General features: G+C 64.5%; 18 protein-coding genes and 1 pseudogene. 6 read left to right on the top strand and 13 right to left on the bottom strand.

Going from position 1 to position 21,291, the window contains the following annotated elements:
• The first annotated feature begins 24 nt into the window (after positions 1-24).
• On the top strand, positions 25-1,902 hold the full coding sequence (locus tag HMPREF9058_RS07915) for an alpha/beta hydrolase (protein ID WP_009406897.1): 1,878 nt from the start codon (positions 25-27) through the stop codon (positions 1,900-1,902).
• Between the two features lie 126 nt (positions 1,903-2,028).
• Here the strand turns inward: HMPREF9058_RS07915 and HMPREF9058_RS07910 are convergent, their stop codons facing one another.
• The 11 genes from HMPREF9058_RS07910 to HMPREF9058_RS07865 all read right to left on the bottom strand — a co-directional run bounded on the left by HMPREF9058_RS07910 (position 2,029) and on the right by HMPREF9058_RS07865 (position 13,887).
• Positions 2,029-3,201 (bottom strand): SGNH/GDSL hydrolase family protein, encoded by a 1,173-nt coding sequence (locus HMPREF9058_RS07910; RefSeq protein ID WP_009406724.1) that lies wholly within the window; start codon positions 3,199-3,201, stop codon positions 2,029-2,031.
• Between the two features lie 365 nt (positions 3,202-3,566).
• Entirely contained in the window at positions 3,567-4,271 is a 705-nt protein-coding gene (locus HMPREF9058_RS07905) for a response regulator transcription factor (protein ID WP_009406884.1), read from the bottom strand.
• The gene (locus tag HMPREF9058_RS13620; protein WP_175284710.1) at positions 4,268-5,071 is read right to left on the bottom strand and encodes a sensor histidine kinase; all 804 of its coding nucleotides are present in this window, start codon (positions 5,069-5,071) and stop codon (positions 4,268-4,270) included. The genes HMPREF9058_RS07905 and HMPREF9058_RS13620 overlap by 4 nt, the downstream gene beginning before the upstream one ends.
• 553 nt (positions 5,072-5,624) lie before the next feature.
• Complete coding sequence (locus HMPREF9058_RS14020; protein ID WP_368072135.1) at positions 5,625-6,539, bottom strand: YcaO-like family protein; 915 nt, start codon at positions 6,537-6,539, stop codon at positions 5,625-5,627.
• Positions 6,540-6,615: 76 nt separating this feature from the next.
• Positions 6,616-7,761: an iron-containing alcohol dehydrogenase gene (locus HMPREF9058_RS14015; RefSeq protein WP_009406879.1), complete on the bottom strand. Its 1,146-nt coding sequence runs from the start codon at positions 7,759-7,761 to the stop codon at positions 6,616-6,618.
• Entirely contained in the window at positions 7,758-8,993 is a 1,236-nt protein-coding gene (gene mpaD, locus HMPREF9058_RS07890) for a daptide-type RiPP biosynthesis aminotransferase (protein WP_009406919.1), read from the bottom strand. Before mpaD ends, HMPREF9058_RS14015 begins: the two co-directional genes overlap by 4 nt.
• Before the next feature lie 31 nt (positions 8,994-9,024).
• Positions 9,025-9,780: a daptide-type RiPP biosynthesis methyltransferase gene (gene mpaM / locus HMPREF9058_RS07885; RefSeq protein WP_009406714.1), complete on the bottom strand. Its 756-nt coding sequence runs from the start codon at positions 9,778-9,780 to the stop codon at positions 9,025-9,027.
• Entirely contained in the window at positions 9,773-10,687 is a 915-nt protein-coding gene (locus HMPREF9058_RS07880; RefSeq protein ID WP_009406902.1) for a hypothetical protein, read from the bottom strand. The genes mpaM and HMPREF9058_RS07880 overlap by 8 nt, the downstream gene beginning before the upstream one ends.
• A gap of 29 nt (positions 10,688-10,716) precedes the next feature.
• The gene (mpaP, locus tag HMPREF9058_RS07875) at positions 10,717-12,318 is read right to left on the bottom strand and encodes a daptide biosynthesis intramembrane metalloprotease (protein WP_139019001.1); all 1,602 of its coding nucleotides are present in this window, start codon (positions 12,316-12,318) and stop codon (positions 10,717-10,719) included.
• The gene (locus HMPREF9058_RS07870; RefSeq protein ID WP_009406921.1) at positions 12,311-13,159 is read right to left on the bottom strand and encodes a hypothetical protein; all 849 of its coding nucleotides are present in this window, start codon (positions 13,157-13,159) and stop codon (positions 12,311-12,313) included. Before HMPREF9058_RS07870 ends, mpaP begins: the two co-directional genes overlap by 8 nt.
• A complete protein-coding gene (locus tag HMPREF9058_RS07865; RefSeq protein ID WP_009406729.1) occupies positions 13,156-13,887 on the bottom strand; it encodes an ABC transporter ATP-binding protein in 732 nt (243 codons plus the stop codon). Before HMPREF9058_RS07865 ends, HMPREF9058_RS07870 begins: the two co-directional genes overlap by 4 nt.
• A gap of 546 nt (positions 13,888-14,433) precedes the next feature.
• Here HMPREF9058_RS07865 and HMPREF9058_RS13970 point away from each other — a divergent pair.
• Together HMPREF9058_RS13970 and HMPREF9058_RS13965 are read left to right on the top strand one after the other, a co-directional pair.
• Positions 14,434-14,568 (top strand): daptide-type RiPP, encoded by a 135-nt coding sequence (locus tag HMPREF9058_RS13970; protein WP_302621224.1) that lies wholly within the window; start codon positions 14,434-14,436, stop codon positions 14,566-14,568.
• 30 nt (positions 14,569-14,598) lie between these two features.
• The gene (locus HMPREF9058_RS13965) at positions 14,599-14,733 is read left to right on the top strand and encodes a daptide-type RiPP (protein WP_302621223.1); all 135 of its coding nucleotides are present in this window, start codon (positions 14,599-14,601) and stop codon (positions 14,731-14,733) included.
• Positions 14,734-15,685: 952 nt separating this feature from the next.
• Here HMPREF9058_RS13965 and HMPREF9058_RS07855 read toward each other — a convergent pair.
• Complete coding sequence (locus tag HMPREF9058_RS07855) at positions 15,686-16,498, bottom strand: lysylphosphatidylglycerol synthase transmembrane domain-containing protein (protein ID WP_083816377.1); 813 nt, start codon at positions 16,496-16,498, stop codon at positions 15,686-15,688.
• Between the two features lie 169 nt (positions 16,499-16,667).
• On the opposite strand from HMPREF9058_RS07855, the gene HMPREF9058_RS07850 reads away from it, so the two are divergent.
• From HMPREF9058_RS07850 to HMPREF9058_RS07840, 3 genes are all read left to right on the top strand, one after another.
• Positions 16,668-17,168, top strand: coding sequence for a transcription repressor NadR (locus HMPREF9058_RS07850; protein ID WP_008732358.1), 501 nt, complete (start codon positions 16,668-16,670; stop codon positions 17,166-17,168).
• A gap of 167 nt (positions 17,169-17,335) precedes the next feature.
• A complete protein-coding gene (locus tag HMPREF9058_RS07845; RefSeq protein WP_009406924.1) occupies positions 17,336-18,493 on the top strand; it encodes a PTS transporter subunit IIC in 1,158 nt (385 codons plus the stop codon).
• Positions 18,494-18,731: 238 nt separating this feature from the next.
• Positions 18,732-19,079 carry a helix-turn-helix domain-containing protein gene (locus HMPREF9058_RS07840; protein WP_009406735.1) on the top strand — a complete coding sequence of 116 codons (348 nt, stop codon included), beginning with the start codon at positions 18,732-18,734 and terminating at the stop codon, positions 19,077-19,079.
• 415 nt (positions 19,080-19,494) lie between these two features.
• On the opposite strand, the pseudogene HMPREF9058_RS13615 reads toward HMPREF9058_RS07840, so the two are convergent.
• A pseudogene (locus tag HMPREF9058_RS13615) lies at positions 19,495-20,987 on the bottom strand (IS1634 family transposase).
• Between the last annotated feature and the right edge of the window lie 304 nt (positions 20,988-21,291).

The raw sequence follows: 21,291 nt of genomic DNA, 5'->3' as shown, positions 1-21,291 counted from the left end.
GGGGACACAGGTGGCCTTCGTAAGATGCCGCGCATGACAAGAACACCAAGGCGGCGTCCGGTCGATCCAGGGCGCGCCAGCGCGGCGCAGACGTCCGCGCAGTCCTCGATGACAGGCGGCGCACCGCGCCGTCGTCGCACGGGCATCAGTGCCCTGGCGGTCCTCGTCGGCGGGTGCCTGAGCGCCTGCGGGACGGGACTGTCCGCCGCAGCGGGCGGCTCGGCCACCGTCCCGGGCCCGATTCCCTCCGGCCTGGAGTCCTTCTACCGCCAGGCCGTCACCTGGTACCCCTGCGCCGCCACCGACGGCGTGGAGAAGGCCTCCGAGAAGACCGCCCAGGCGAGCGCCTTCACGACGGCCGCCACGGCCCCGGCGCAGACCACCGCCACCCCGAGCGCCGACGGCGCGACCGGCGCGACCGGGACGGCCGGCTCCTCCGAGGAGGAGACCGACACGGCCACCTTCAGCTGCGCCGTCATCACCGTCCCCCTGGACTACGCCAATCCCAAGGGCGAGACCATCTCGATCGCCGTGAAGAAGCGCGCCGCCACCGGCGGCCACGCCCAGGGCGCCCTGTTCATCAACCCCGGTGGTCCCGGCGACTCCGGGGTCTCCTTCGCCGAGCGGGCGGGCAACGCCTTCAGCCCCGATCTGCTCGAGGCCTACGACATCATCGGTTTCGACCCGCGCGGGGTCGGCTCCTCCACGGCCATCACCTGCTCCAGCGACGACGACTCATCCTCCGGCACCGCTGAGCCCTCCGCCTCGGCTGGGGCCACGGCCTCGCCGTCGGCCTCGGGCACGCCGTCGGCAGGTACTGAGCCCTCCGCGGAGGCCTCCGCCGGGACCGCTTCGGGCGGCGACTCCTACGAGGAGTGGGCGGAGTCGACCCGGCAGTCCTTCCAGGAGCTGACCGAGAAGTGCGCCGCCAACACCGAGCCCGCCGCCCTGCTCGACCACGTCGACACCGTCTCCGCAGCCCGGGACCTCGACATCCTGCGGGCGCTGGCCGGCCAGGAGAAGCTGAACTACCTGGGCTTCTCCTACGGCACCTACCTCGCCTCCGTCTACGCCGAGACCTTCCCCGGCAACACGGGCCGCATGGTGCTCGACGGCGCCATCGACCCCTCTCTATCCCTCGCCGAGCAGGGACTGGGGCAGGCCAAGGGCTTCGAGCAGGCGCTGCGCACCTACGTGGACTACTGCCAGAACTCCACCGGCTGCCCGCTGAGCGGGGGCACTGACGCCGGAGTCCAGCAGATCCGCGACCTCATCACCTCCGCCAACAGCACGCCCCTGGCGACCGGTGACCCGAACCGCACCGTGACCGGCGCGGACATTGTCACCGCCCTGAGCGAGTACCTCTACACCACCGAGCAGAACTGGGAGCCCCTGAACAAGGCCCTCGACCAGGCCATCAACCACCGCGACGGCTCAGCCTTCGCGGCCTCCGAGGAGCAGGACACCTCCTCGAAGGATGACGGCGGTGGGGCCTTCCAGGCCGTCACCTGCCTGGACTACCCGGTGGAGGGCGACAAGACGACCTGGGCCGCGCAGTACGAGCAGGCCCAGCGAGAGGCCCCGGTCTTCGGGAACACCGCGGTCGGCATGGACCTGGTGTGCAGCGTGTGGGGGCACAACGGGACCCGCAAGCCCACGCAGATCCATGCCCGCGGGGCGGCGCCGATCCTCGTGGTGGGAACCACCGGGGACCCGGCCACCCCGTACGCCTGGTCGAAGTCCCTGGCCGAGCAGCTCGACTCCGGCCAGCTGCTGACCTGGGAGGGCAATGGGCACACCGCCTACGGCGGCGACGCCTCCTGCGTCAACGACGCCGTCGACGCCTACCTGATCTCCGGCACCATGCCCAAGAAGGGTCTGACCTGCCACGGCAACGAGTAGGCGCGTAGCCAACGAGTCAGCGGGCGGGCCGAGGTGCACTCGGCCCGCCCGCTCACGTCACTGAGGGTGTGCGTTCGACGACCGGGGCCGCGCAGGGGCGACCCGCCGGGAGGAACGCGTGGCGGCTCAGGCGGCGGGGGCGATCTGGGTGGTGAAGTCCTCCTTGCCCTGGTTGTCAGTGATGACGGCGGTGACGGAGACCTGCTCATCGGCGGGCACGGTGGCGGTGGCCTGGGCCCCGGTGAGGATCTCCTCGGAGCCGTCAGCGCGCTGGATGTACCAGTCGATGTTTGCGATCGTGCCGTCGGAGTCGGTGGAGGCCGAGGCGTCCAGGGCCAGCTGGTCGCCATTGCGGGCAAGGGTGAAGGAACCGGCGGGGCGCGTGTTGTCCACCTGCGCGTGTGCGGCGGCGGGCAGCTCCTGTGCGGCGGCCGGCTGCTCCTTCAGGACGCCCATGACGGAGCCGGCGATGGCTTTGTGGCCGGCGGCGTTGGGGTGGAAGCGTCCGTCGTTGATGAGGCCGTCGAACCAGGAGGACTGCTTGCCGCACAGCTCGTGTCCGGCGAAGGAACCGGAGGGGTCGGCGAACCGGTAGCCGTGGCGCTGGGCCGCGGCCTTGGCGGCGGCGTTGATCTCGTTGGTCTTGGCGTTGATCCAGCGCTGATCCACCTTGGTGACGCCTTCGCAGCGCCCCGGTACTGGGAGGATCTGGCCGGCTCCCTGCGGGGTGAACATGCGCGGGTAGCCGACGGCGACGACGGTTGCGCCCGGGGCGCGGGCGGCGATGTCGGCCACGAGCGTGTCATAGCTGGTGATACCCGCGCGCGTGGTCTTGCCGGCCAGGGCGCTGATGGCGCCGTCAACCTGCTCGGAGACCTCTTTGTTGCCGGAGCAGGTGGTGAAGGGGGCGGCGGTGATGCACTTGGTGAGGATCGTGGAGAAGCCGGCGTCGTTGCCACCGATGGAGAAGGTGACCAGGCTCGTGGAGGAGTTCAGGTGGTTGAGCTGGGCGGGCTCGTTCCAGGAGGTCCTGGGGTTGTAGAAGTCGGGGATCCGGGCTCCTGAGCAGGCGCCGAAGTCGAGTGTCTTGCCGGTCTGGCCGGCCACTTGGTGGGCGTAGGCACCCGCGGCCCGCTTGCACCCGTTACCGCCTTGGACATCCGTGCCACTGGCGTAGGGCGGTGCCCCGACTCCGGAGGCGTAGGAGTCGCCCAGGGCCACGTAGGTGCCGTTGGGAGGCGAAGGCTCCAGGGGCACCGAGTAGGCCGAGGGGCCGAAGGCGGTGAATGCTGCTAACACCGTGACCAGTAGACCGAAGCGATGTGTGAGGCGTCGCGTACGGCCAATGAAGGGACGCAGCGGTGCAGAGAGAGATATCAGTTGGTTTGGGAGCGATAGTTGATGTTGACTCAGCAATGTCGGATCTTCTTGCCTAGTGCTGTGAGAAATCATATCTTATGAATTTTTTCAGATTAAAGAAGGATGCTCCATTTCCAGAAGCTTAACCAGTCGAATCTCTTGCTGAAAGGAGCAGAGGTAAGTGAGAGGGTGAAGTAGGGCATGATTCTACCTTTCCGGATGTCGATGTTGGTAACGTACCAAGTATCTCGTGCTGGGTGAACGAGTGGATCACCCATCCGGATAGGCAGATCGGATGAGCCCGCTCAAATCAGATTGTGCTGCAGGGCGTAGACTACTGCTCCCACCCTGTCCTGGACTCCGAGTTTGGCAATGATCGTGGAGACGTGAGTCTTGATCGTGGCCTCACTGAGCCCCAGCCGGGTTGCGATCTGCTTGTTGGTCTTAGCGTCGACGACAAGTGTCAGTACTTCGTGCTCTCGCTCTGAGAGGGTGATTCCATAGGGGAGCTGAGGAGGGGGCTGGCGTGTCTGTGTCGGCCTCGCGGTGGACTCCTGGGGATGGGCAGAGCCGTTCATCCATAGTCTGGCCTGGTCGCTGATGATGGCCGACGATGTTGGCGACAGGACGAGATTGCCCGCGACCGCTTGTCGGATGGCGCCGGCCAAGGATGACGCGCCATCCTCCTTAGCGACGAATCCACGTGCCCCCAACGCTATGGCGTCGTCAACGATGGAGTCGGCCGTGAAGGTGGCCAGGATAAGGATCGCAATATCTGGGTTCTCCTCGAGAAGTGCTTTAGCCAGTGTAAGCCCATCCATCTTGGGCATCTGGATGTCCACGAGAACGGCCCGAACCTCGTCGTCGACCTTCGAGGAGCGGAAGAGGTCGAGTGCCTCCTGGCCGTCCTTGGCTGTCCAGGCAACGACAATGTCGTCCTGGTTGGAGAGAAGATCCCCCAGTGTCTGACGAACCAGGGCGTCGTCGTCTGCGATACCAATACGGATCATGACTCATCCTCTATTGCGAGTGTAGGTGGCTGTGAGAGAGGGATGGAGGCGGATGCTAGCCAGGTGCCGTTGTCCATTAGCGTATCGAGTGAGCCGCCAATGGCTGAAAGTCTTTCCTGCATACCAAGAATCCCCATCCCGGAGGAGGGGAACGTATGATGTGAAAGGGAGACCCCATTGGTCACCACTAGGCGAGCTTTATCCACCTCCTGGCTTAAGGTGATGGTGACTGGTCGATGGTGGTCCGCGTGCCTGAGAACGTTGGAGCTCATCTCCCGAAGTACCCGGGAGAGGATAGCGGTTTGAAGACGGTTGTAGTGCCCGCCTCCCCTGCACTGATAGGTCACGGAGTAACCGGATGCGGACAGGTCATCGGCAACAGCTCGGATCGATTCTTCAAGATCCAGCACCACGGTTCCCAACCCGGTGGCGTGTGTTCGGTCAGAGTTTTCATCGTTGTTTCGCAGGGCGCGTAGCACCAGCCGCAGTTCGTGAAGCGCGTCGGTTGCGGTGGAACTGATCCTGGTGAACTCCTGTCGGGCGGCAGGAGGGAAGGAGGAGTCTGCGGCTGCGCGTTGTGCTCGCAATGCGGTTTGAGACATCGAGTATGCGACGAGATCGTGCATCTCGCGCGCAATCTCGGTGCGAACGGATGCCAGTTGCCCCGTCACGGCGGAGACCTCTTCTTCTAACCTCGTCTCCGTACGTTTCAGCATTTTCCCGGAAAGAAACATGCAGGCTGCGAGGAACGACTGAGAAACTGCATCCGAGATAGGGCCTGTTGGTATGATGATCGTCACCGGGACGATTGTCGCGAGAATGACTGCCACCCGCAATGGGAGAAATATCGCCAAGAAAAAAAGAAGGTTGCGTTGGTGATAGTCATGTCGCTGGCTGGAACGTGCGGTACCTGAAGGAGCGCAAACCAGAGGGCCAGGTAGCAGAGGGATCCTGGTATGGGGTATGCAGGAATCAAGGACAGAATGATAACTGTTAAGAGAAGAAAAATGAGGCGTTCTGTGCTGGGTGAGTCGGTAAGGGTGAGCATGAGTACCAGGTTGGCGACACCAACCATGGCTCCGATAGCAATGTATCGTTGCTGGGATCGGGATGCGCTCCGTAGACGCCCACCCGACCACCTGTGGCTGTGGGTGAAAGTAGGGAAAGGAGGGCAAGAGAGGATTCTCACGAAACTTTGCTACCGGATGAATCGTGAGTATGTCAAGAGGTTCTCGTGACGCAGCTAGTCGGGTGGTGTGCGTAGCTGAGGGCTGGCGCTGTGCGTGTGGGGGCGTTCCATGAGCGATTGGCTGCGCGGATGGAGGTCCGGCCCCGTGGCCTGCCGCATCCGGATCAGATGATCGGATGCGGCAGATTGTGCGGGGCGCTGCTGCTGAGCGCTCGAGCGGGAGCGGCGGTTTCATCCATGACGAGGGGGACCAGATCTGGGCTCTCAGTCCTACCTGCGCACCATCCGGTCCGGCGAACCGGTTCCGGTAGGAGGTCTGTGAGGTCCACGAAAACGGATGACTCGAGTAGCTCGTCCCAGCCCAGAACTTCCAGCTCGCTCCCGCTGCCGGAACGTTCACGGACGAGCGTGAGCCAGTGCCTCAAGGCCGCCTCGTTTTGTGGAGAGCCCCACCACCATGCCCGGTCGCGGTCGTCACGGATAGCTGTGGGCGTGCTCGGACGTCCTAGTGCCTGCTGCATCTCCGTGTAGAGGTCGTGGATCTGGCAGGCTTCCCGTACCGCTGTCTGGGAAGCCTGTCGGCGGGTGGATGCGCATCCCAACCCGCAGGCGACGATGCCGGGTTCTGAGTGCACGAGCACTCCCATGATGACCTCCAGGTCCCTGCATCGCGAGGGCAGTGCCAGCATGATGAGTTGGGCACCCTGCTCGCAGCAGGACTCCACGGGCTGGCGCAGATCGCCGAGCTCAGGCAGGAGAGTGGCGGAGTCGAGCTCAACGATCCCCTCGCACGTGTACCACCCCCGCATTGCGGCGTCTCGCTCAATTAGTTCACCTAGTCCGCGATCACGACAGAATGTGGTGCTCGGTCCGGCCGCGGCTCCTGACGGACCGGCGTCAGGGTACGTGGGTGCTGGGCCATGGTGCTCCTGCGCTGTAACCCCCCAGCGCTCGACGATCTCACCGGCGGCGCGCACGAGAGTCTCGCTGCGGCGTGGGCCGCACGCCCCAGCCAGGTCGATGCGGAAGGACTCTTCTTGAGGTGCCGGACCGAGAGTCGCCCCTATCGACCACAGCATCCGGCAACCGGGTACGGGTGGGCGTACGTGGACCTGGTCTACCAATCCGGAGGCGGGGTCAAATACAACTCGGAAATCAGCCATCATTTCGCTCCTTCATGGCCCCTTTGACAAGAGTGAGGAGCTGTGGGCGAGAAAAGCGTGACATCATAGGTAGTCTCCCGCCCCAACGTTGCTCAATGCGCTCCACGGAGCGAAGTGTCATGCCAGGAGCGCAGGTCACATGATCGACCAGCCCCCAGCGGCGGATGACGGTTCTGGGGTCTTCTCCCCGCAGCGGCCACACGGAGGTGAGGCGCTCAGGGTCTCCCCATTCGTGGTGGCCGTCCATGACCAGCCTGGCCCAGTGTCCGAGAAGGGCACAGATGGCCTGATTTTTACGGGTGTGCGCTGTCATTGACATCTCCGTGGCAACGAACCAGAGCGGTGAGGGTGCGGGGCCGCGCCCTAAGAGGCTGGTACCTCGGTGAGTGAGTGTCGAGGCGATGGAGGCCTCTCTGAGAAAACGCTCGTCAAGGGAGTGAGTGCCGGAAATTCTGCTCAGGAGCGCTAGGAGTCTACTGGTGAGCATCTCCGCCTCCCACTCCGGGGGCGCCAGGAACGAGGGCGAGACGACGGCGCTGACGAGGACCCGGCTGAGCGCCTCGACAAGTCCCTCGCGGACAAGGATCTCGGGGAGGCTGGTCAGCAAGGAGGAGTCGAGCCATGCCTGATTGGCTGCGAGGGCAGGGCTGGTCACGAGTGTCCGGGCTCTCTCCCCAGGAGTTCTTGGCTCCAAAGGGTGATCGAAGCATGCGCCCTGACTCGACTCAGAACCTGTGCCTATGGTGGTGGGGACGAGGTGGAGGCGACGACGGCGTCTGGCTCGGGGAAGACGGATATGGCCGCATCTGATGGAGGCGCGCTCAATATGAGTCATGAAACCCGGGCACTCAGCAGCGACTGCGGCGAGTTTGGCGAGGTCCATGGTCGCGCCGCCTCCGATGCCGACGACCCAGGTTGGGTCAGCTCGTTCGATGAGAAGCGCGGTGGCGCGTACGGTCCTGGCGTCTGTGGTCTGATGCACCGGAATGATAAGGGTGTCACAAGGCAGGGCGGACGCGACTGATTCCCTCACGGCATCGTCGATGAGCACGACTCCGCTGCCCGGGGGGATCGCGGCTTGCCAGGAGCCGATACCGAGTTCAGGGCCCGCCTGAGCGACAAGGGGGGTGGTACTCATGCGGCTACCGTCCCGTGCGAGTCTTTGAGACTCGCGATAGTGTCCTCAACCCGATCCATGAGGTGATCGAGCGCGGAGGGTGTGTAGACCAGGGCTGGAACGAGTTGGATAGAGGAGGGGCCGGGTTGGACGACGGCCCCGTGGGCCCGGCACCGAGAGACGATGCCGGGAATATCGCTGTTGCCGGGGAGCCGTATGGAGCGGAAGCATCCGGTGCCGGTCGAGCTGGCGCCGGGAACACGTTCCACCACTGCTCGGATGCGGGCGTCGAGATGGGCCGCGACGAGGCGTCCGTGGCCGAGGATGTCCTCCTCCTCGAAGGCGCGCAGAGTGGCGAGGATAGCTGCACAGGAGGCGGGGGACCCGGCCTGGGTCTCCCCGTGCATGAAGGGGGAGTCGGTCTCATCGAGTGTCTGGGTCACCGTGTGTGACAGAAGGATAGCCGAGGCGGCTTGGGTTCCGTTGGTGAGGCCCTTGGACGTGACGAGGATGTCCGGGTCCTCTGCCCACGCCTGGCTGGCGAACAGCGGTCCAGTGCGGCCGAATCCTGTGGCCACCTCATCGGCGACAATCAGGTAGCCATGACGTCTGCGCCCCTCGAATACTGCTGCGAGGAACTGCTCACCGACGACGTGGGTGCCGGAGCCCTGCACCGGCTCCAGGACGACAGCGGCGATCCTGTCGCCCTCTCGGTCCAGAAGACGCTCGAGGTCGCGAGGGCGGTGGTGATCGACGTGGCGGATCATGCGGGTATCGATGCCGTACATCTTTTGCCCCAGGTCCTCTCCCGTGAGGGACATGGCGCCCAGGGTGGTGCCGTGGTAGGAGCCTTTGAGGGATACGATCACGCGGCGGTTCGGCTCGTCGCGCAGTATCTGGATCTGACGGACGACTTTCATCGTGGAGTCGAGGGCCGCGGACCCGGATGTGGCGTGGATTGTGCGCCCATAGCGCCCCGGGCCGGCTGCCTTCAATAGAGCGTCGCTAGCGCGCTCGGCCCACCTGTGGGTGGAGCGGAAACAGGTCAGGTAGGAGGCCTCCAGGAGCGCTTGATGCACGGCGTCGGCCACCCCTTGGTGCCCGTAGCCAAGAGGGACGTTCCATAGGCCGGAGATCCCATCAAGGCACTGGGAGCCGTCCGCATAGGTGATGGTGGTGCCATGGGCGCTGATTGGTATGGATGAGGCAGTGAAGCTGCTTGGCGGGGTGAAGAACTGGGTTGTGCCAGGCATGAGAGCTCCTCCTGGTTGTTGGTCGTCCCGGTCACCGCTGGTTGACAGCGCCCAGGATGACGTTGATGTGATGGGGCAGAACTGGATCGGGGGTGGAGTGCTGAGTGGTCACGAACAGGCCAACCTCCCGAAGGTCGTTGACGAGGTCCTCAGGTGTGACGAGGTAGAGCTCGGAGACGTACTCCTCGTCATGACAGCGCAGGATGGTGCGTCGTCTGCGGCCCGCATGGTCGATCTCCTCAGTGAGACGGATACCCGGTCGAAGCCAGACGGTGCTGGTTGCGGCTGCTTCAGGCAGTACACGATCAGTGGAGATAATGAGGGCACCGCCGGTCGCCATATGGGCGGCCGCGTGTTGTAAGGCGGTTCGTCGCTGTTCAGGATTCAGGAGCGTGATGGATGCGGTGGGGAGGCATATCGCCTTGAAGGACTCCTTGATGTCGAAGGAGACCATGTCCGCCTGCTGGATCTCGATCCGGTCCGCGATTCCTAACTGGATGGCCCGCGGTTCAGTCAACCGCTTGGCGAGAAGGCTGAGCATGTCGGTGCTCAGGTCTGTGGCGAGCACTCGGTGCCCGGCGGCCGCCATGGGTAGAGTAACGCGTCCCGAGCCGCAAGCGAGCTCGAGGACTCGCAGTCCGGCCAGTGCCTGATCGGGCAGGTTCTCAAGCAAACCGAGGACTGAGGCAATCTCCGTGCCGTCCTGGTGTGAGAGATCATGGTAGCGCTGAGCGCCGACGCCGCGGTAAAGACTGGGTACATGCCCTGCTGCTGATGGCTCAGCCATGGTAGACCACCTCGGGAGAGACAAGCCTCTGGTCGACGAGGGCGGCGACCGTCTGGGATGCCATGGCGGAGGGGACATGAAGCAGGTCAGGAAGCTCTTCCGCGTTCGCACCCAGGGCACCGATGAGCTCGATGGCGGTGGCCGCGGATTCTGGAAGGGCGAAGAAACGTCCGCTATCCGGGCAGACGCAGCGTAAACCTGACGGCGAGCGCAGCACGATGGGTGCATCGGGGGGCTCAACGAGGCTGTCGGGAGAGCTATCGCTCAGACGCATGCCCAAGCCGGAGACTTCGACTGGTCCGGGCTCCTTCAGGCTGAGGCTGCGCAGGACGTTCAGGATCGTCAGGTAACGGGGGAGCCAGTACCGACCACCGGTGTCGCGGCGGGTCGGACTCAGGTCCGTGCCCGGCAGATGGCGAGTGGTGCCCTCGGTGGTGATGGTGAGGCGGTTCGTGTTTGGTGTGCCTGTGCGCAGAGCCTCACTGTCCTCCAAGACAGCCGGTAGGTGGAGGAGCTGGTCGGGAACGAATCCGGTGGCAACGGCGTCGTCGGCGTCCGTGAGAAAGGCCTGCCAGTCCTCCTCGCTGGACAGCCGGACGAGGACGGGGCCAACGCATGGGAGATATGCGGACAGGGTGTAACTCATGACACTGATCTCGAAGGCGTTGTCGATGATGAGTTGCTCGCAGTCTGCATCGAGCTCTCCCTCACGCTGGAGTACCTCATGCCCGGGTGCTGTCTCGATGGACTCGGCGGACTCGGTGGAAATGATGAGAGCCGAGTCGGGCAATGTGTCCGGAACGTAGGGGACGCCCTCGCCCAGCCAGACGATATGGCGCTGGGTGGGACTTGCGATGAGGTAACGATGGAGGTCACTCAGGCCGGAGGAGGGATTGTGGTCGATCATGACGGCGCCTTTCTGTAAAAGTGCTTGCTTTAAGTGGTGATCAGGGCTCGGATCAGGGACTCGGCCTGATTCCAAGTGACGAGGCCGAGGGGGCGTGGTGGATGGTTGATCGTGATCCGGCCTGTGGAGCCGGCGGGTTGAACGGTCGCAGGGGTGATCCGCAGACAGGTGCTCTCGGGCATGAGCATCTCGGAGCGGATCGGGGAGGCTGCAGTCGCAGGAACGCGGCAGCGCTGAGTTCCTGTGACTGTGCCGGTGGTGAGAGACGGGCCGGTCAGCAGACCTCCTCGGTGGATGTCGACCGAGGTACCTGTGGCAGGTGCGGGGTCGGTGACCACCATCGGAGCGAGAAGCGTTCCATCCCGCTGTGAGATGAAGCCGTGCGAGTCACTGGTACCTATGGGTAGGAGCAGGACGAGCCCTGCCAGGAGGGTGCCTGCGATCGCCAGTCGGAGTCGGTGCCCCGTGGGAACTGAGACAAGTGCTCTGGTCCCCTGAACTGCTGCAGCGAGAATGACAGCGACGAGTAGCACGATGAAAGCCCCTCTCCCCGCCGTGCCGAACTGGATGAGGGTGGGGGAGAGCGCAGTCAGGCTCAACCACACCAGGAAGACGGGAACCAGTACGCATCCCAGGCCGAACGGGGCGAGCCAGCGAGGTGCTGTGGCGTCGTCTTGACGAATACCTGCAAGTCTGTTGCGCAGTGCCCGCATCGAGTTCGCGCGCAGGTTTGAGTGGTTCAGCCAACCAACAAGGGCGATGTAGCCGTCGAGCTTGATGAAGGGCAACATGTTAGCCATTGCGCCTAGGTAGGTCATGGTGCCGTACCAGGTCAGTCCTACGGCTAGATCACCGTCGAACGCGGGGGCGACGAACAGGCAGCTAGCCCCCAAGCAGGTCTGGGCGATAATGCCCGCTGAGGCTACTGCAACGCGCTCGTGGCGTCGCAGCATCCAGGCATCTGTGACGTCGCAGAAGGCCGCGGGTGAGAAGTAGAAAAGCATGATCCCGAATCGACGGGGGGTACGGCCACAGGCTGTGAGCGTCAAACCGTGTGCGAACTCATGGACCGCAGTGGTCAAGATGAGTGCCGCAGCGACACCCAGGTAAGTCATGGCCGCGAGAGGCTGGTAGAGCGCTCCCTCCGGGGCGATGACGGTATGCGCGAGAGGTAGAAGCCCTGCCAATGAGACAAGGAGCGGAGCCCATCGCAGGGGCGAGTGCCGCAGCCGTGCCGCCCAGGGCGCCAGACGCTGGAATAAGGCCTGGGCGCCGTTGTCGCAGATCTTGAAGATAAAGGCTCCGTCGTGGTCGAGACTGAACCGATGATGCCGACACGGGACTGGTTGCGTCGCTCCAGCAAGAAGTCCGTGAGGCTCCATGGCCCGAACGGCCATCGTCACCTCCTCCGGGCTCCAGGGTTCCGGAACCAAGTCCGCCAACTCTGCGATAGTGGGGGACTGGGGCGCATTCTGCAGAGCTTGAAGAAGTTCTCCGAGCTCGGGGCTGACCTTGAGGAGACGCTGGTCTGTTCGTCGGACCACCCACCCCATCCCTTCCTCCGTGGGGGGATGGATTTCCACCCCTGTCGCGAGATGGAGATGGGCCGGGGTAATGGTCTTGTCAGCCACGGAGATCACGGCTTCTGGTCCCGATGAAGGCAATGACGCTCAGCGTGACAGTCCAAGCTATGAGCAGTGCGGCTGCTGGAGCCTGGTGGATATCACCGGTCGCCTTCGGGTCGAGGACGAGTACTGATTGAAGGTTCCCGGGAAGGTACTTACCCACGCGCTCAGGTAGCCAGTTCACTACGATGGGCTCGAGGAAGGTGGTCCAAGCGATCAGAACAAGGGCGCTGGGAATAGCGCGGCGTAGTAACCAGCCGAAGCAGGTTCCCCAGGGTGCCGCGAGTGTCGAGACTAGAATGATTCCCAGGGCCGTTCGGTAGACGTCGCCGTCGATGGTCATTGCAGCGCCGTGCCGGTGTAGGATGAGATATCCGGGTACTGCGCCGCTGAACAGTCCGGCGACGCCGAAGAGGATACCGCCTGGCAGGGAGGCAAGGGCGTAGTGGAGGATGAGGCGGCCTGTTCCTCCGTGCTCGGCAATGTGGGTTGCGATGGTGGCGTCTTGGAACTCCTTGGTGATTCGGCCGGCTCCCCACATAGCGACGAAGAGTAGGAGCGCGAATCCGAGTCGCAAGAAATGTAGGCCAGCTTCATCAACGGCGTTCTGATTGGAGGTGTTGAGGTTATCAACGATCTTGCTGGCTGAACCGACTGCGCTCAGTACTGTCAGGCTGATGCCGATGAGCAGGAACCAGATGAGAGAGCTGTCAGTGAGGTTTGAGTATATGAGTGCCCAGATGGAGTGCCCATGGGGTTCTGGGGCTGTCCTATTCCTTTGTACGGAGTGGCGGGTGGCCATAGTACTGAGAGATGGGCTGGTCCGAGTGGTGGTGACAGTGCTCATGCTGCAAACCTCGTTGTGTTGGTTGTGGTGCTGACAAGGGAGAGGTAGGCGTCCTCGAGAGTAGGGCCGCCGTGACTGCGCAGCTCGTTGAGGCTGCCATGGAACAGCTGGGTGCGCTTAATGGTGACTATGCTGTCAACGACCTGCTCAACCTCGCTCAGAATGTGACTGGAAATGAGAAGGGAGCCGCCGCTTGCAACGTGTTGTAAAAGAATCTGACGCAGCCAGTGGCAGCTTTCTACATCTAGGCCGTTTGTGGGCTCGTCTAGAACGAGAAGATGGGGCCGGCATGCCATCGCGGTTGCTAGACTCACGCGCTTGCGCTCCCCGGTGGACAGCTGCTTGATGCGGCGTCTCAGTAGGCGAGAGAGATCGAACCGGTCGATCAGATCTCCGATCTCTCGTCGAGTAAGGCCGTTGGCGAAGCGGTACGCGGTGAGATGGCTGCTTACTGTCTGGGAAGTCGGCAAACCGGAGGCATCGAAGGCGAAGCCGACGTGCCGATTAATGTTCGGCACGGACAGAGGTGCATGCCCGAAGATGGAGATCGAGCCGCTGGTAGGTCGTAGGGCGCCCTGAAGGATGCGCATGGTGGTGGTCTTGCCTGCGCCGTTGGGCCCCAGAAGGCCTAGGGCCTGGCCGGGTTCGATGCTGAAGTTGATCTCTTCAACTGCTGTAGTGGAGCCGAACCGCTTGGTGAGGTGGTTGACTGATAGCACCCTGGACATCGGCCTGTCCTTTCTTCTGCTGGACGAACGTGTTGTCATGTGACAGGTTGGCACCGGCGAGTGCCTGAGGTCATCGGCCGATCGGTTCAGTCATGCGGAGGGGCTCTTACCCCGGTTCCCCTGTCGATGGGGATGTAGGGCCTCGTTGGGGGGCATGGCCAGCAAACCGGCTTGATTCCGCCAGTTTGTGAACCCAGCAAGTGGACTGTCTCGGCACTGTCGGTTCTGTGGACAGTAGGCAGTCTGCGTGCCGTCACCGACCGGGACTAGCTCCACGACTGACGCTCATCTGCAGGTCTGCTTCATGCTCATAGTTGCCCAGCGCAAGACTCAACCGTCCTGCGCTTGCGTAGTTCCCATGGTGCTATGTCCACGGCGCAATGGGGGGAGAATGAATCACTCAAATTTCCGCCAATCGACCCCCCCGGTTGACTGATCCCCAGCCGGTAACTGTTGGGTTGAATAGCACATGTCAGTCCGGAGGGACGGGCTCCGTCCGGCAAACGGGCAGACAAGAACCATCACGAGATACAAGGAGAACTTCTCATGAACATGAGCCCTCACATCATCGAGCTCGAGCCTCTTGATGCACCCTCCGAATGGGGTGATTTCGCCAAAGGCGTTGGAGTCGGTGCGCTTGGTGCAGCCGCTGCCGCCGGCATTGGTCTCGCCTTGACGTGAATCAGTCGTTAACTGGAAGAGAGGAACATCATGATCACTAAGCAGTGCACCACGATCACTCCCCTGGAGGACCTGGATGCCCCCGGTTGGGGGGACTTCGAGGCGGGTGTTGGAGTCGGCGTCGGCCTCATCGCAGTCGGAGTTGGCGCCGCTGCCTTGACCTGACTCATCGTTGACAATCGCGATTGTGAAGGGCTGGGTGGGTTGCGAGTAATCATCTCGCTCAGCCCTTCACAGTGCGTTTATCTTTCATGAAAGGAAAGCAAAATGACTACCTCGTCTTCGCGTAATCTAGCCTGGAGTCTGTTTCTTGTCGGAATGGGGATTGAGGCGATTGCAGTTACTCTCGGCAACCACTGGCTTCAAGGTTTGTCTATCGGAATTATTATCATTTCGATTGTGGCATTTGGAGTCTCATTTGGAAAGAGGCGCAAGTAATATGGTTTTCAATAGTCATTGAGGAGGGGTGCAGGTTCGGTCGTCTCATCTCTGGCCGGCGGAAATGCGGACCGTCACCAACGTGCAGCCCCTGCTGGCGGCCACCTCGACAACAGCAGTGAATAGGCAATGAAGGTGCTCCTTTTCCTAGGCCAGTGCGGGTTGCAGAAGTCCGTGCATGGCCAGGAGAGGAGCACCTTCACCCCACTTTCAACATCTCAACGACGATCACTCGAGCTCTGCTCGCCGCATCGACGTGAAGCCCGAGCGCCCTTCACGTCGTCGGTGCGGAAGGGCGCCTTGAGTTCCGCGCGTCGGTGCGGCCGAGCATCGCCGAGGTGGCCAGGACGACGAAGGCGCCCAGTGCTGCGCTGGTGGCACTCGTGACGGCAGCGCTCGTCCAGGTGACCTCCTGGGCGGCGAGGACAAGGGTGGCGCCCTTGCTGGTCGCTCCGATCTGCGTCGTGCAGGTGACCAGGGCGTGCGGCAGGAGTCAGACCGCCGGCACATGTGTCAGCAGCGTCGCTGTCCCCGTCCCGGTCAGCGCGAGGCCGATCGCCACCGGCACGGCGAGAGGGATCGGGTGAAGGCCGATATACCTGACTGGAGGGCGCACATGGGTGCTCGTGGGTGCAGTGCGGGCGAGATGCCCGCAGGGCGCCGTCAGGCGTCGTCGGACCTACAGGTCCCCGACCTTCTGAAGGCGCTGGAGGCTGAGCCAGCCCACCGGAATCGGGATCCAGAAGGTCACCAGGCGGTAGACGATCGCCGTGGACAGCGCCACCCCGTAGGGGACGCCGGCGGCGACGAGCCCGGCGGTCAGGGCGAGCTCGACCGGCCCGATACCGCCGGGGGAGGGCACGATCGAGCCCACCGTGTTGGAGGCCAGGTAGGTGATGGCCAGGACCGCGAAGGGCACCGTGTAGCCGAAGGCCCACAGGCTCGCACTGAAGGACAGGATGTAGGACAGGGTCAGCATGAGCGCGCCGCCGACCCCCAGCACCAGGCGCACCGGGTTGGACATGACCCACACGAGCCGCGGCCACACCTGGCGGTAGGTGGGCTCGATCTTGGCCCAGGCCCAGGTACGTGCCTTGGGGATGGTCAGGACCACCGCCGCCACCACGACGACGGCGCCCGCGGCGACCAGCACCCAGCCGGACGGCAGGGTCAGTCCGGTCGACTGGCCGGTCATGGCCGCCAGCACCACGAGCAGCACCACGGTGACGACGAACTGGACCACCTGGACCAGGGCCACCGTGGCCACGCCGACCGCGGTGGGCACCCCCTTGCGGTTGAGGAAGCGCAGGTTGATGGCCGCCCCGCCCACACCGGCCGGGGCCACGAGTGAGACGACGGCGCTGGCCAGGTGCACCTCGGTGGAGCGCCACAGGGAGAGCCGCTCGGGGCTGAAGGCCACCAGCGTGAGCCCCGCGCCCACGTAGGTCGCCACCGCCGCCAGCCCACCAACCAGCAGCCGCCAGCCCACCAGCCCTCAGCCCGCCAACCGCAAGGCGCCAGTCACCGCCGCACAGGCTCCGCCGCTCGCCCTCCCCGCAGCCCCCTCACCGCGCATAGGCTTACCGCCACGGTCCCCGCGCTGGCCACCGCAGGGCGGCCGCACCACGAGCCTGAGAGGCCCCGAGAAGAAAGGACCGCCCATGGACGCCGGGATACGCCGTCAGGAGATCCTCGACCGCCTCGCGGCCACGCGCAGGCCCCTGGCCGCCACCCGCCTGGGCGCGCAGCTGGGCGTCTCGCGCCAGGTCATCGTCGGCGACGTCGCCCTCCTGCGCGCCGAGGGCCACCCCATCCGCGCCACCAACCGCGGCTACGTGCTGGCCCGTCCCGCCACCCGGCCGCACCGCTCCATCTTCGTCCAGCACACCCGCGAGGACATCGCCATCGAGCTGAGCGCCATCATCAAGGTCGGGGGGAGCGTTCTGGACGTCTCGGTGGAGCACCGCCTCTACGGGCAGATCACCGTCGACCTGCTCATCCGCAGCCCCGAGGACCTCGCCCACTTCCTGGCGCGCCTGCCCCGGTCCACGGCCCTGTCCGAGTTGACCAACGGCTGGCACACCCACACCATCGAGGCCGACGACGAGGCCGCCCTCGATGCGGTCGAGGCCCGGATGGGGGAGCTCGGCTTCCTGCGGTAGTGTCCCGCCCGTTTCCCGCAGCGCACTCCCCCACGCCCCAGGCCACCCCTGCCTCCGTGACACGCATCCCACCCATGTGTCATGACACTGACGGCATCCGAGGGATAGGCTGCCAGGTGTCTTGACACCCATGGGCCTCGCCCCCCCTTCGACTCCAAGGCAGCCCCGTGACCACCAACCGCACACCCGCCACCAGCGCCGCAAGCACCGCCACCACCTCCGCAGCCTCCCTGCTGCGCCACCTCCTGCCCGCACTGCGCGCCCTGGCCCACCGCGTCCTCATCGACGCCATGACCGGCATGGCCCACGGCCTGTTCGCCTCCCTCATCCTGGGAACGATCCTGGGCCAGCTCGGCAGGCTCCTGCCCGGCGCCGCCGGCACCTGGCTCACTCTCCTGGGGGCGATCGCCACCTCCCTGACCGGGGCGGGCATCGGCGTCGGTGTGGCCCACCGCCTCAAGGCGCCAACCTTCGTCGTCGTGGGCGCCATGGTGGCCGGGCAGGTGGGCGCCCGCGCCGCGGCCCTGCTGTCGGGCACCGCCCTGCAGTCCGACGGCGGAGCACCGGCCCTGGTTCTCAACGGCCCCGGCGAGCCACTGGGCGCCTTCATCGCCGCCTGGGCAGCAGTGGAGGCCGGGCGCCTGGTGGCGGGCCGCACCAGCCTGGACATCCTCGTCACCCCCACCCTGTCCGTATGCGCCGGCGGCAGCGCGGGCCTGCTGGTGGGCCCGCCGATCTCGCGCCTCATGATCAGCCTGGGCCAGCTGGTCAACTGGGGTACCGAGCGCCAGCCCCTGCTCATGGGCATCATCGTCTCTGCCCTCATGGGCATCATCCTGACCCTGCCGATCTCCTCGGCGGCCCTGGGCATCATCCTGGACCTCTCGGGCCTGGCGGCCGGGGCGGCCACCATCGGCTGCACCACGCAGATGGTGGGCTTCGCCGTGGCCAGCTATCGGGAGAACCGCTTCGCCGGGCTCATCGCCCAGGGTTTGGGCACCTCCATGCTTCAGGTGCCCAATATCGTGCGCCACCCCCTCATCTGGGTGCCGCCCACCCTGGCCTCGGCGATCTTGGGCCCCATCACCACCATGGTGCTGGGCATGCAGTCCAATGCCATCGGCTCGGGCATGGGTTCGGCGGGGCTCGTGGGCCAGATCATGACCTTCCAGACAATGTCGGGCTCCACCTCCACCGGGCGGCTCATCGCCCTCATAGTCGTCTTCCAGATCCTCATCCCCGCGCTGCTGACCCTGGGGATCAGCGAGCTCATGCGGGCCCGCGGCTGGATCAAACCGGGGGACATGGCCCTGGCCGCCGGCTGAGGGCCGCCGCAGTCGCCTCCACCCGGCCATGCCGCGCCAACCGCCTCAACCACTCTCAGCCCTCCCCCAGCCGAACCTCAGCCACCTCCAGCCACCCCGCTCTCCGGTATCCCACCCCCTGCCGGGGTCGGTAATTTGTCTGGGTCCCATGGCCGGAATTAAACAAAACGACATTCTGGGGCGGCTGCTGCGAGATTGCTGGCTGGTATTTACGGGGATCGCGCATGAGGATCGCCTCGTGCAGATCGACATGACAAACGAGGAGCGAGGCGTCCTCATCAGGTGGAAGAATTATTCGGACACCTACAGGCTTGTGAGAATGAAGGCGGAGGCGATTGCGTACGCTGCCCGCGGCGTCGGCCTGGATATTATCATGGAGATGGTCGAGCGGGCCGAGAAGACAGTGCGCAAGTGGCTGTCACAGTGGCGGAGGCGCAGACTGAGCTCCGTGGTAACCGGTCACGCCGTGGGCAGGAACGCGGCAAAGCTCAGGAGGGCGCAGAAGGAGGAGCGGGAGGAGATTTTTAACAAGCCGCCATCGGAGGCGGGCGCCTGGGCCGAGCTCTGGGACGTTCCGGCTCCTTGAGGATGTCGCGCCTGATCAGATTCGGCGTCGAGTACAGGTCGGAGTCCTCATACTGGCTGCTCATGCGCTTGTCGGGCATGAGCCTCTGCTCCCCGACCCGTTCGTGGAGCGCCGCGACGAGAAGGCCATCACCAGGCGGATGGCCGAGACCCGGGACCAGGTCGCCGGCCTGCTCCAGGACGGCCGGGAGCCCTGTACCGACGACGAGGTCCGCGTGGAGCACGAGGCCGAGACGAGGCGCATGTGGCTCCTCAAGGGGAAAGAGAACAAAGCTGTACGTGGACCGCAAGAAAGCGAGCCGATCGCTCTTCGGGGCACCGAGCCTGACGACCAAGAAAATGAGGATCCACCCCATCGAGGGAAACCAGAACGCCGAGCAGACCCGCCCTCATGATGGGTCGCCTCCTGAGTTGGCTCATTTAGTGTCGTGGTGGATGTTGTGGAGGGTTTGGGTGAGGTCGGGTGGGAGAGGGTCAGCGGCTGTGAGGGTGTGTCCGGCGATATTGATGGTGATGGTGCGGTAGCGGCGTGCGGTGGTGATCAGGCGTCTGATGGACCAGTCGGTGGTGGTCTCCAGCCAGCGGGCCATGGCAAGGGCTGCAGTGACGATGGTCAGGTGGGCCTCGATGGACTGGCGCAGGTGGTGGTAGATGGGGCGTGCTCGCAGGTCGGACTTGAACATACGCAAAGGACTTCTCGATGTTGTACAGGCGGTGGTAGGCGCTGACGACTGTCTCGGGGTCGGGGTTGGGCAGGTTGGTGACGTAGCCCTTCCACCCGGCCAGGGTGCGGGCCCTTTTCTCCAGGTCGCGGTTGATGCTCCGGGTGGCGCCGGACAGGTGCACGAAGCGGTTGCGCTTGACGGGGATCTTTCCTGCGACGGCTTTCTCGGCCTTGGCGACCTGGGTGTCGATCCCGCGTAGGGTGCGTCGGGCTCTGTCGGCGCTGTAGCGGTAGTAGATGGTCTCGTCGCGGCGCTGGTCACTGGGGCCGGCGGGCCAGGGCTGGGTCAGGGTCAGCCCGTCGGGGACGTCCTGGTCGGGGTGGTTGTCGTGCCAGGAGCTGATCACGTGGGGGACGCGTGAGGTACGTGAGCCCAGCACGTAGGACAGGCAGGCTCTCTCCAGGGCCTGCCTGTTGGCGGCGCTGATCATCCCGGCGTCAGCCACGACCACCACGTCGTCGAGGTCGTAGGCGTCCATGAAGTCGTTGATCATCGGGATCATGGTGGCGGTCTCGGCCTTGCTTGCCCTCGAAAGCCCCGGCCCGTAGAGGGAACCCTGTCTCGTCGGTGAGCAGCCCTACCGTGATCTGCGGCTCCAGGCGTCTTTCCTTGGAGAAGCCCGGCTCGCGAAAGCCGTCGGCCTTGTCGGTCTCGAAGTACAGGGTCATACGCGTCGAACAGGACCAGCGAGGCCCGGCCGATGCGGGCGTACCCGGCCAGCAGGCGTGACAGGTTCCGGGTGAAGTCCTCAGCGGCGTAGCTGGGCAGATGACGCTTGACTGTCGCGTAGGACACCGGTGACAGGCCCGCCTCGGTAAGGACCCGCAACGAGTCCTGCTTGCTGGTCGGCTCAATCAGTCTGGCGGTAACGAGCTGGCGGAAGACCTCGTCAGCACCATCGAGCCTGTCCAGCCCCACCGCCTTCCAAGCCACCTCCAGGGCCTCCAGGAGCACTCCCATCCGGTTGGAGGCGATAGGTGCCACGCACCCCGTCCCAGCCGGTTCCTGCGGCGCAGAACCTGCGTCGTTCTCGCTGTTCAGGCCCAGCAGGTCGAAGCTGAGCTGGCCGGCGTTGAGCCGTTGCCTGGCGACCTCCTTGAGCACCGCCAGCTCAGCGTCATCATGGGCCGAGCCAATGTGCTCGATGCTGCGCGCCCCTTCCGGGAGGAGTGCACAATCTGCACCGCACGGGCCCCCGACGCCGTCCTGACCGTGCGAACGTACGGACTCATACCCCCACGTTAGTGCGCACCCCAACCCACGCAACCCCCACAATCCCAACAACAACCAGCCCCCAAGCAACCCAACCACCCCACAATGAGCCAAGTCAGGCATAGGGGTCCCTTTGCCCCCTACGCCTGGATTGAGGGTGACAACCGTGTTGCTGACGAGCCCATTGACGCACGGTGACTGTGGGCTATCTATCGAGTGTGTGTCTCGGCCCGGGCGTGACTAGCCAGCACCGAAGACGCCTTCGTGTTAGAGCCG

The organism is Actinomyces sp. oral taxon 175 str. F0384 (assembly GCF_000223355.1).
In the GTDB taxonomy this organism is placed as follows: domain Bacteria; phylum Actinomycetota; class Actinomycetes; order Actinomycetales; family Actinomycetaceae; genus Actinomyces; species Actinomyces oris.
Note: the sequence above shows the minus strand (reverse complement) of the source record. Positions and strands in the feature narration are given on the sequence as shown.

What these genes read in the sequence shown, in the direction of transcription:
- mpaD (WP_009406919.1), bottom strand. Translation starts at nt 8,993, where the DNA reads ATGCCTGGCACAACCCAGTTCTTCACCCCGCCAAGCAGCTTCACTGCC.
- mpaM (WP_009406714.1), bottom strand. Translation starts at nt 9,780, where the DNA reads ATGGCTGAGCCATCAGCAGCAGGGCATGTACCCAGTCTTTACCGCGGC.
- HMPREF9058_RS07850 (WP_008732358.1), top strand. Translation starts at nt 16,668, where the DNA reads ATGGACGCCGGGATACGCCGTCAGGAGATCCTCGACCGCCTCGCGGCC.
- HMPREF9058_RS07880 (WP_009406902.1), bottom strand. Translation starts at nt 10,687, where the DNA reads ATGATCGACCACAATCCCTCCTCCGGCCTGAGTGACCTCCATCGTTAC.
- HMPREF9058_RS13965 (WP_302621223.1), top strand. Translation starts at nt 14,599, where the DNA reads ATGATCACTAAGCAGTGCACCACGATCACTCCCCTGGAGGACCTGGAT.
- HMPREF9058_RS07865 (WP_009406729.1), bottom strand. Translation starts at nt 13,887, where the DNA reads ATGTCCAGGGTGCTATCAGTCAACCACCTCACCAAGCGGTTCGGCTCC.
- HMPREF9058_RS14015 (WP_009406879.1), bottom strand. Translation starts at nt 7,761, where the DNA reads ATGAGTACCACCCCCCTTGTCGCTCAGGCGGGCCCTGAACTCGGTATC.
- HMPREF9058_RS14020 (WP_368072135.1), bottom strand. Translation starts at nt 6,539, where the DNA reads ATGCTGTGGTCGATAGGGGCGACTCTCGGTCCGGCACCTCAAGAAGAG.
- HMPREF9058_RS07915 (WP_009406897.1), top strand. Translation starts at nt 25, where the DNA reads ATGCCGCGCATGACAAGAACACCAAGGCGGCGTCCGGTCGATCCAGGG.
- HMPREF9058_RS07870 (WP_009406921.1), bottom strand. Translation starts at nt 13,159, where the DNA reads ATGAGCACTGTCACCACCACTCGGACCAGCCCATCTCTCAGTACTATG.
- HMPREF9058_RS13970 (WP_302621224.1), top strand. Translation starts at nt 14,434, where the DNA reads ATGAACATGAGCCCTCACATCATCGAGCTCGAGCCTCTTGATGCACCC.
- HMPREF9058_RS07905 (WP_009406884.1), bottom strand. Translation starts at nt 4,271, where the DNA reads ATGATCCGTATTGGTATCGCAGACGACGACGCCCTGGTTCGTCAGACA.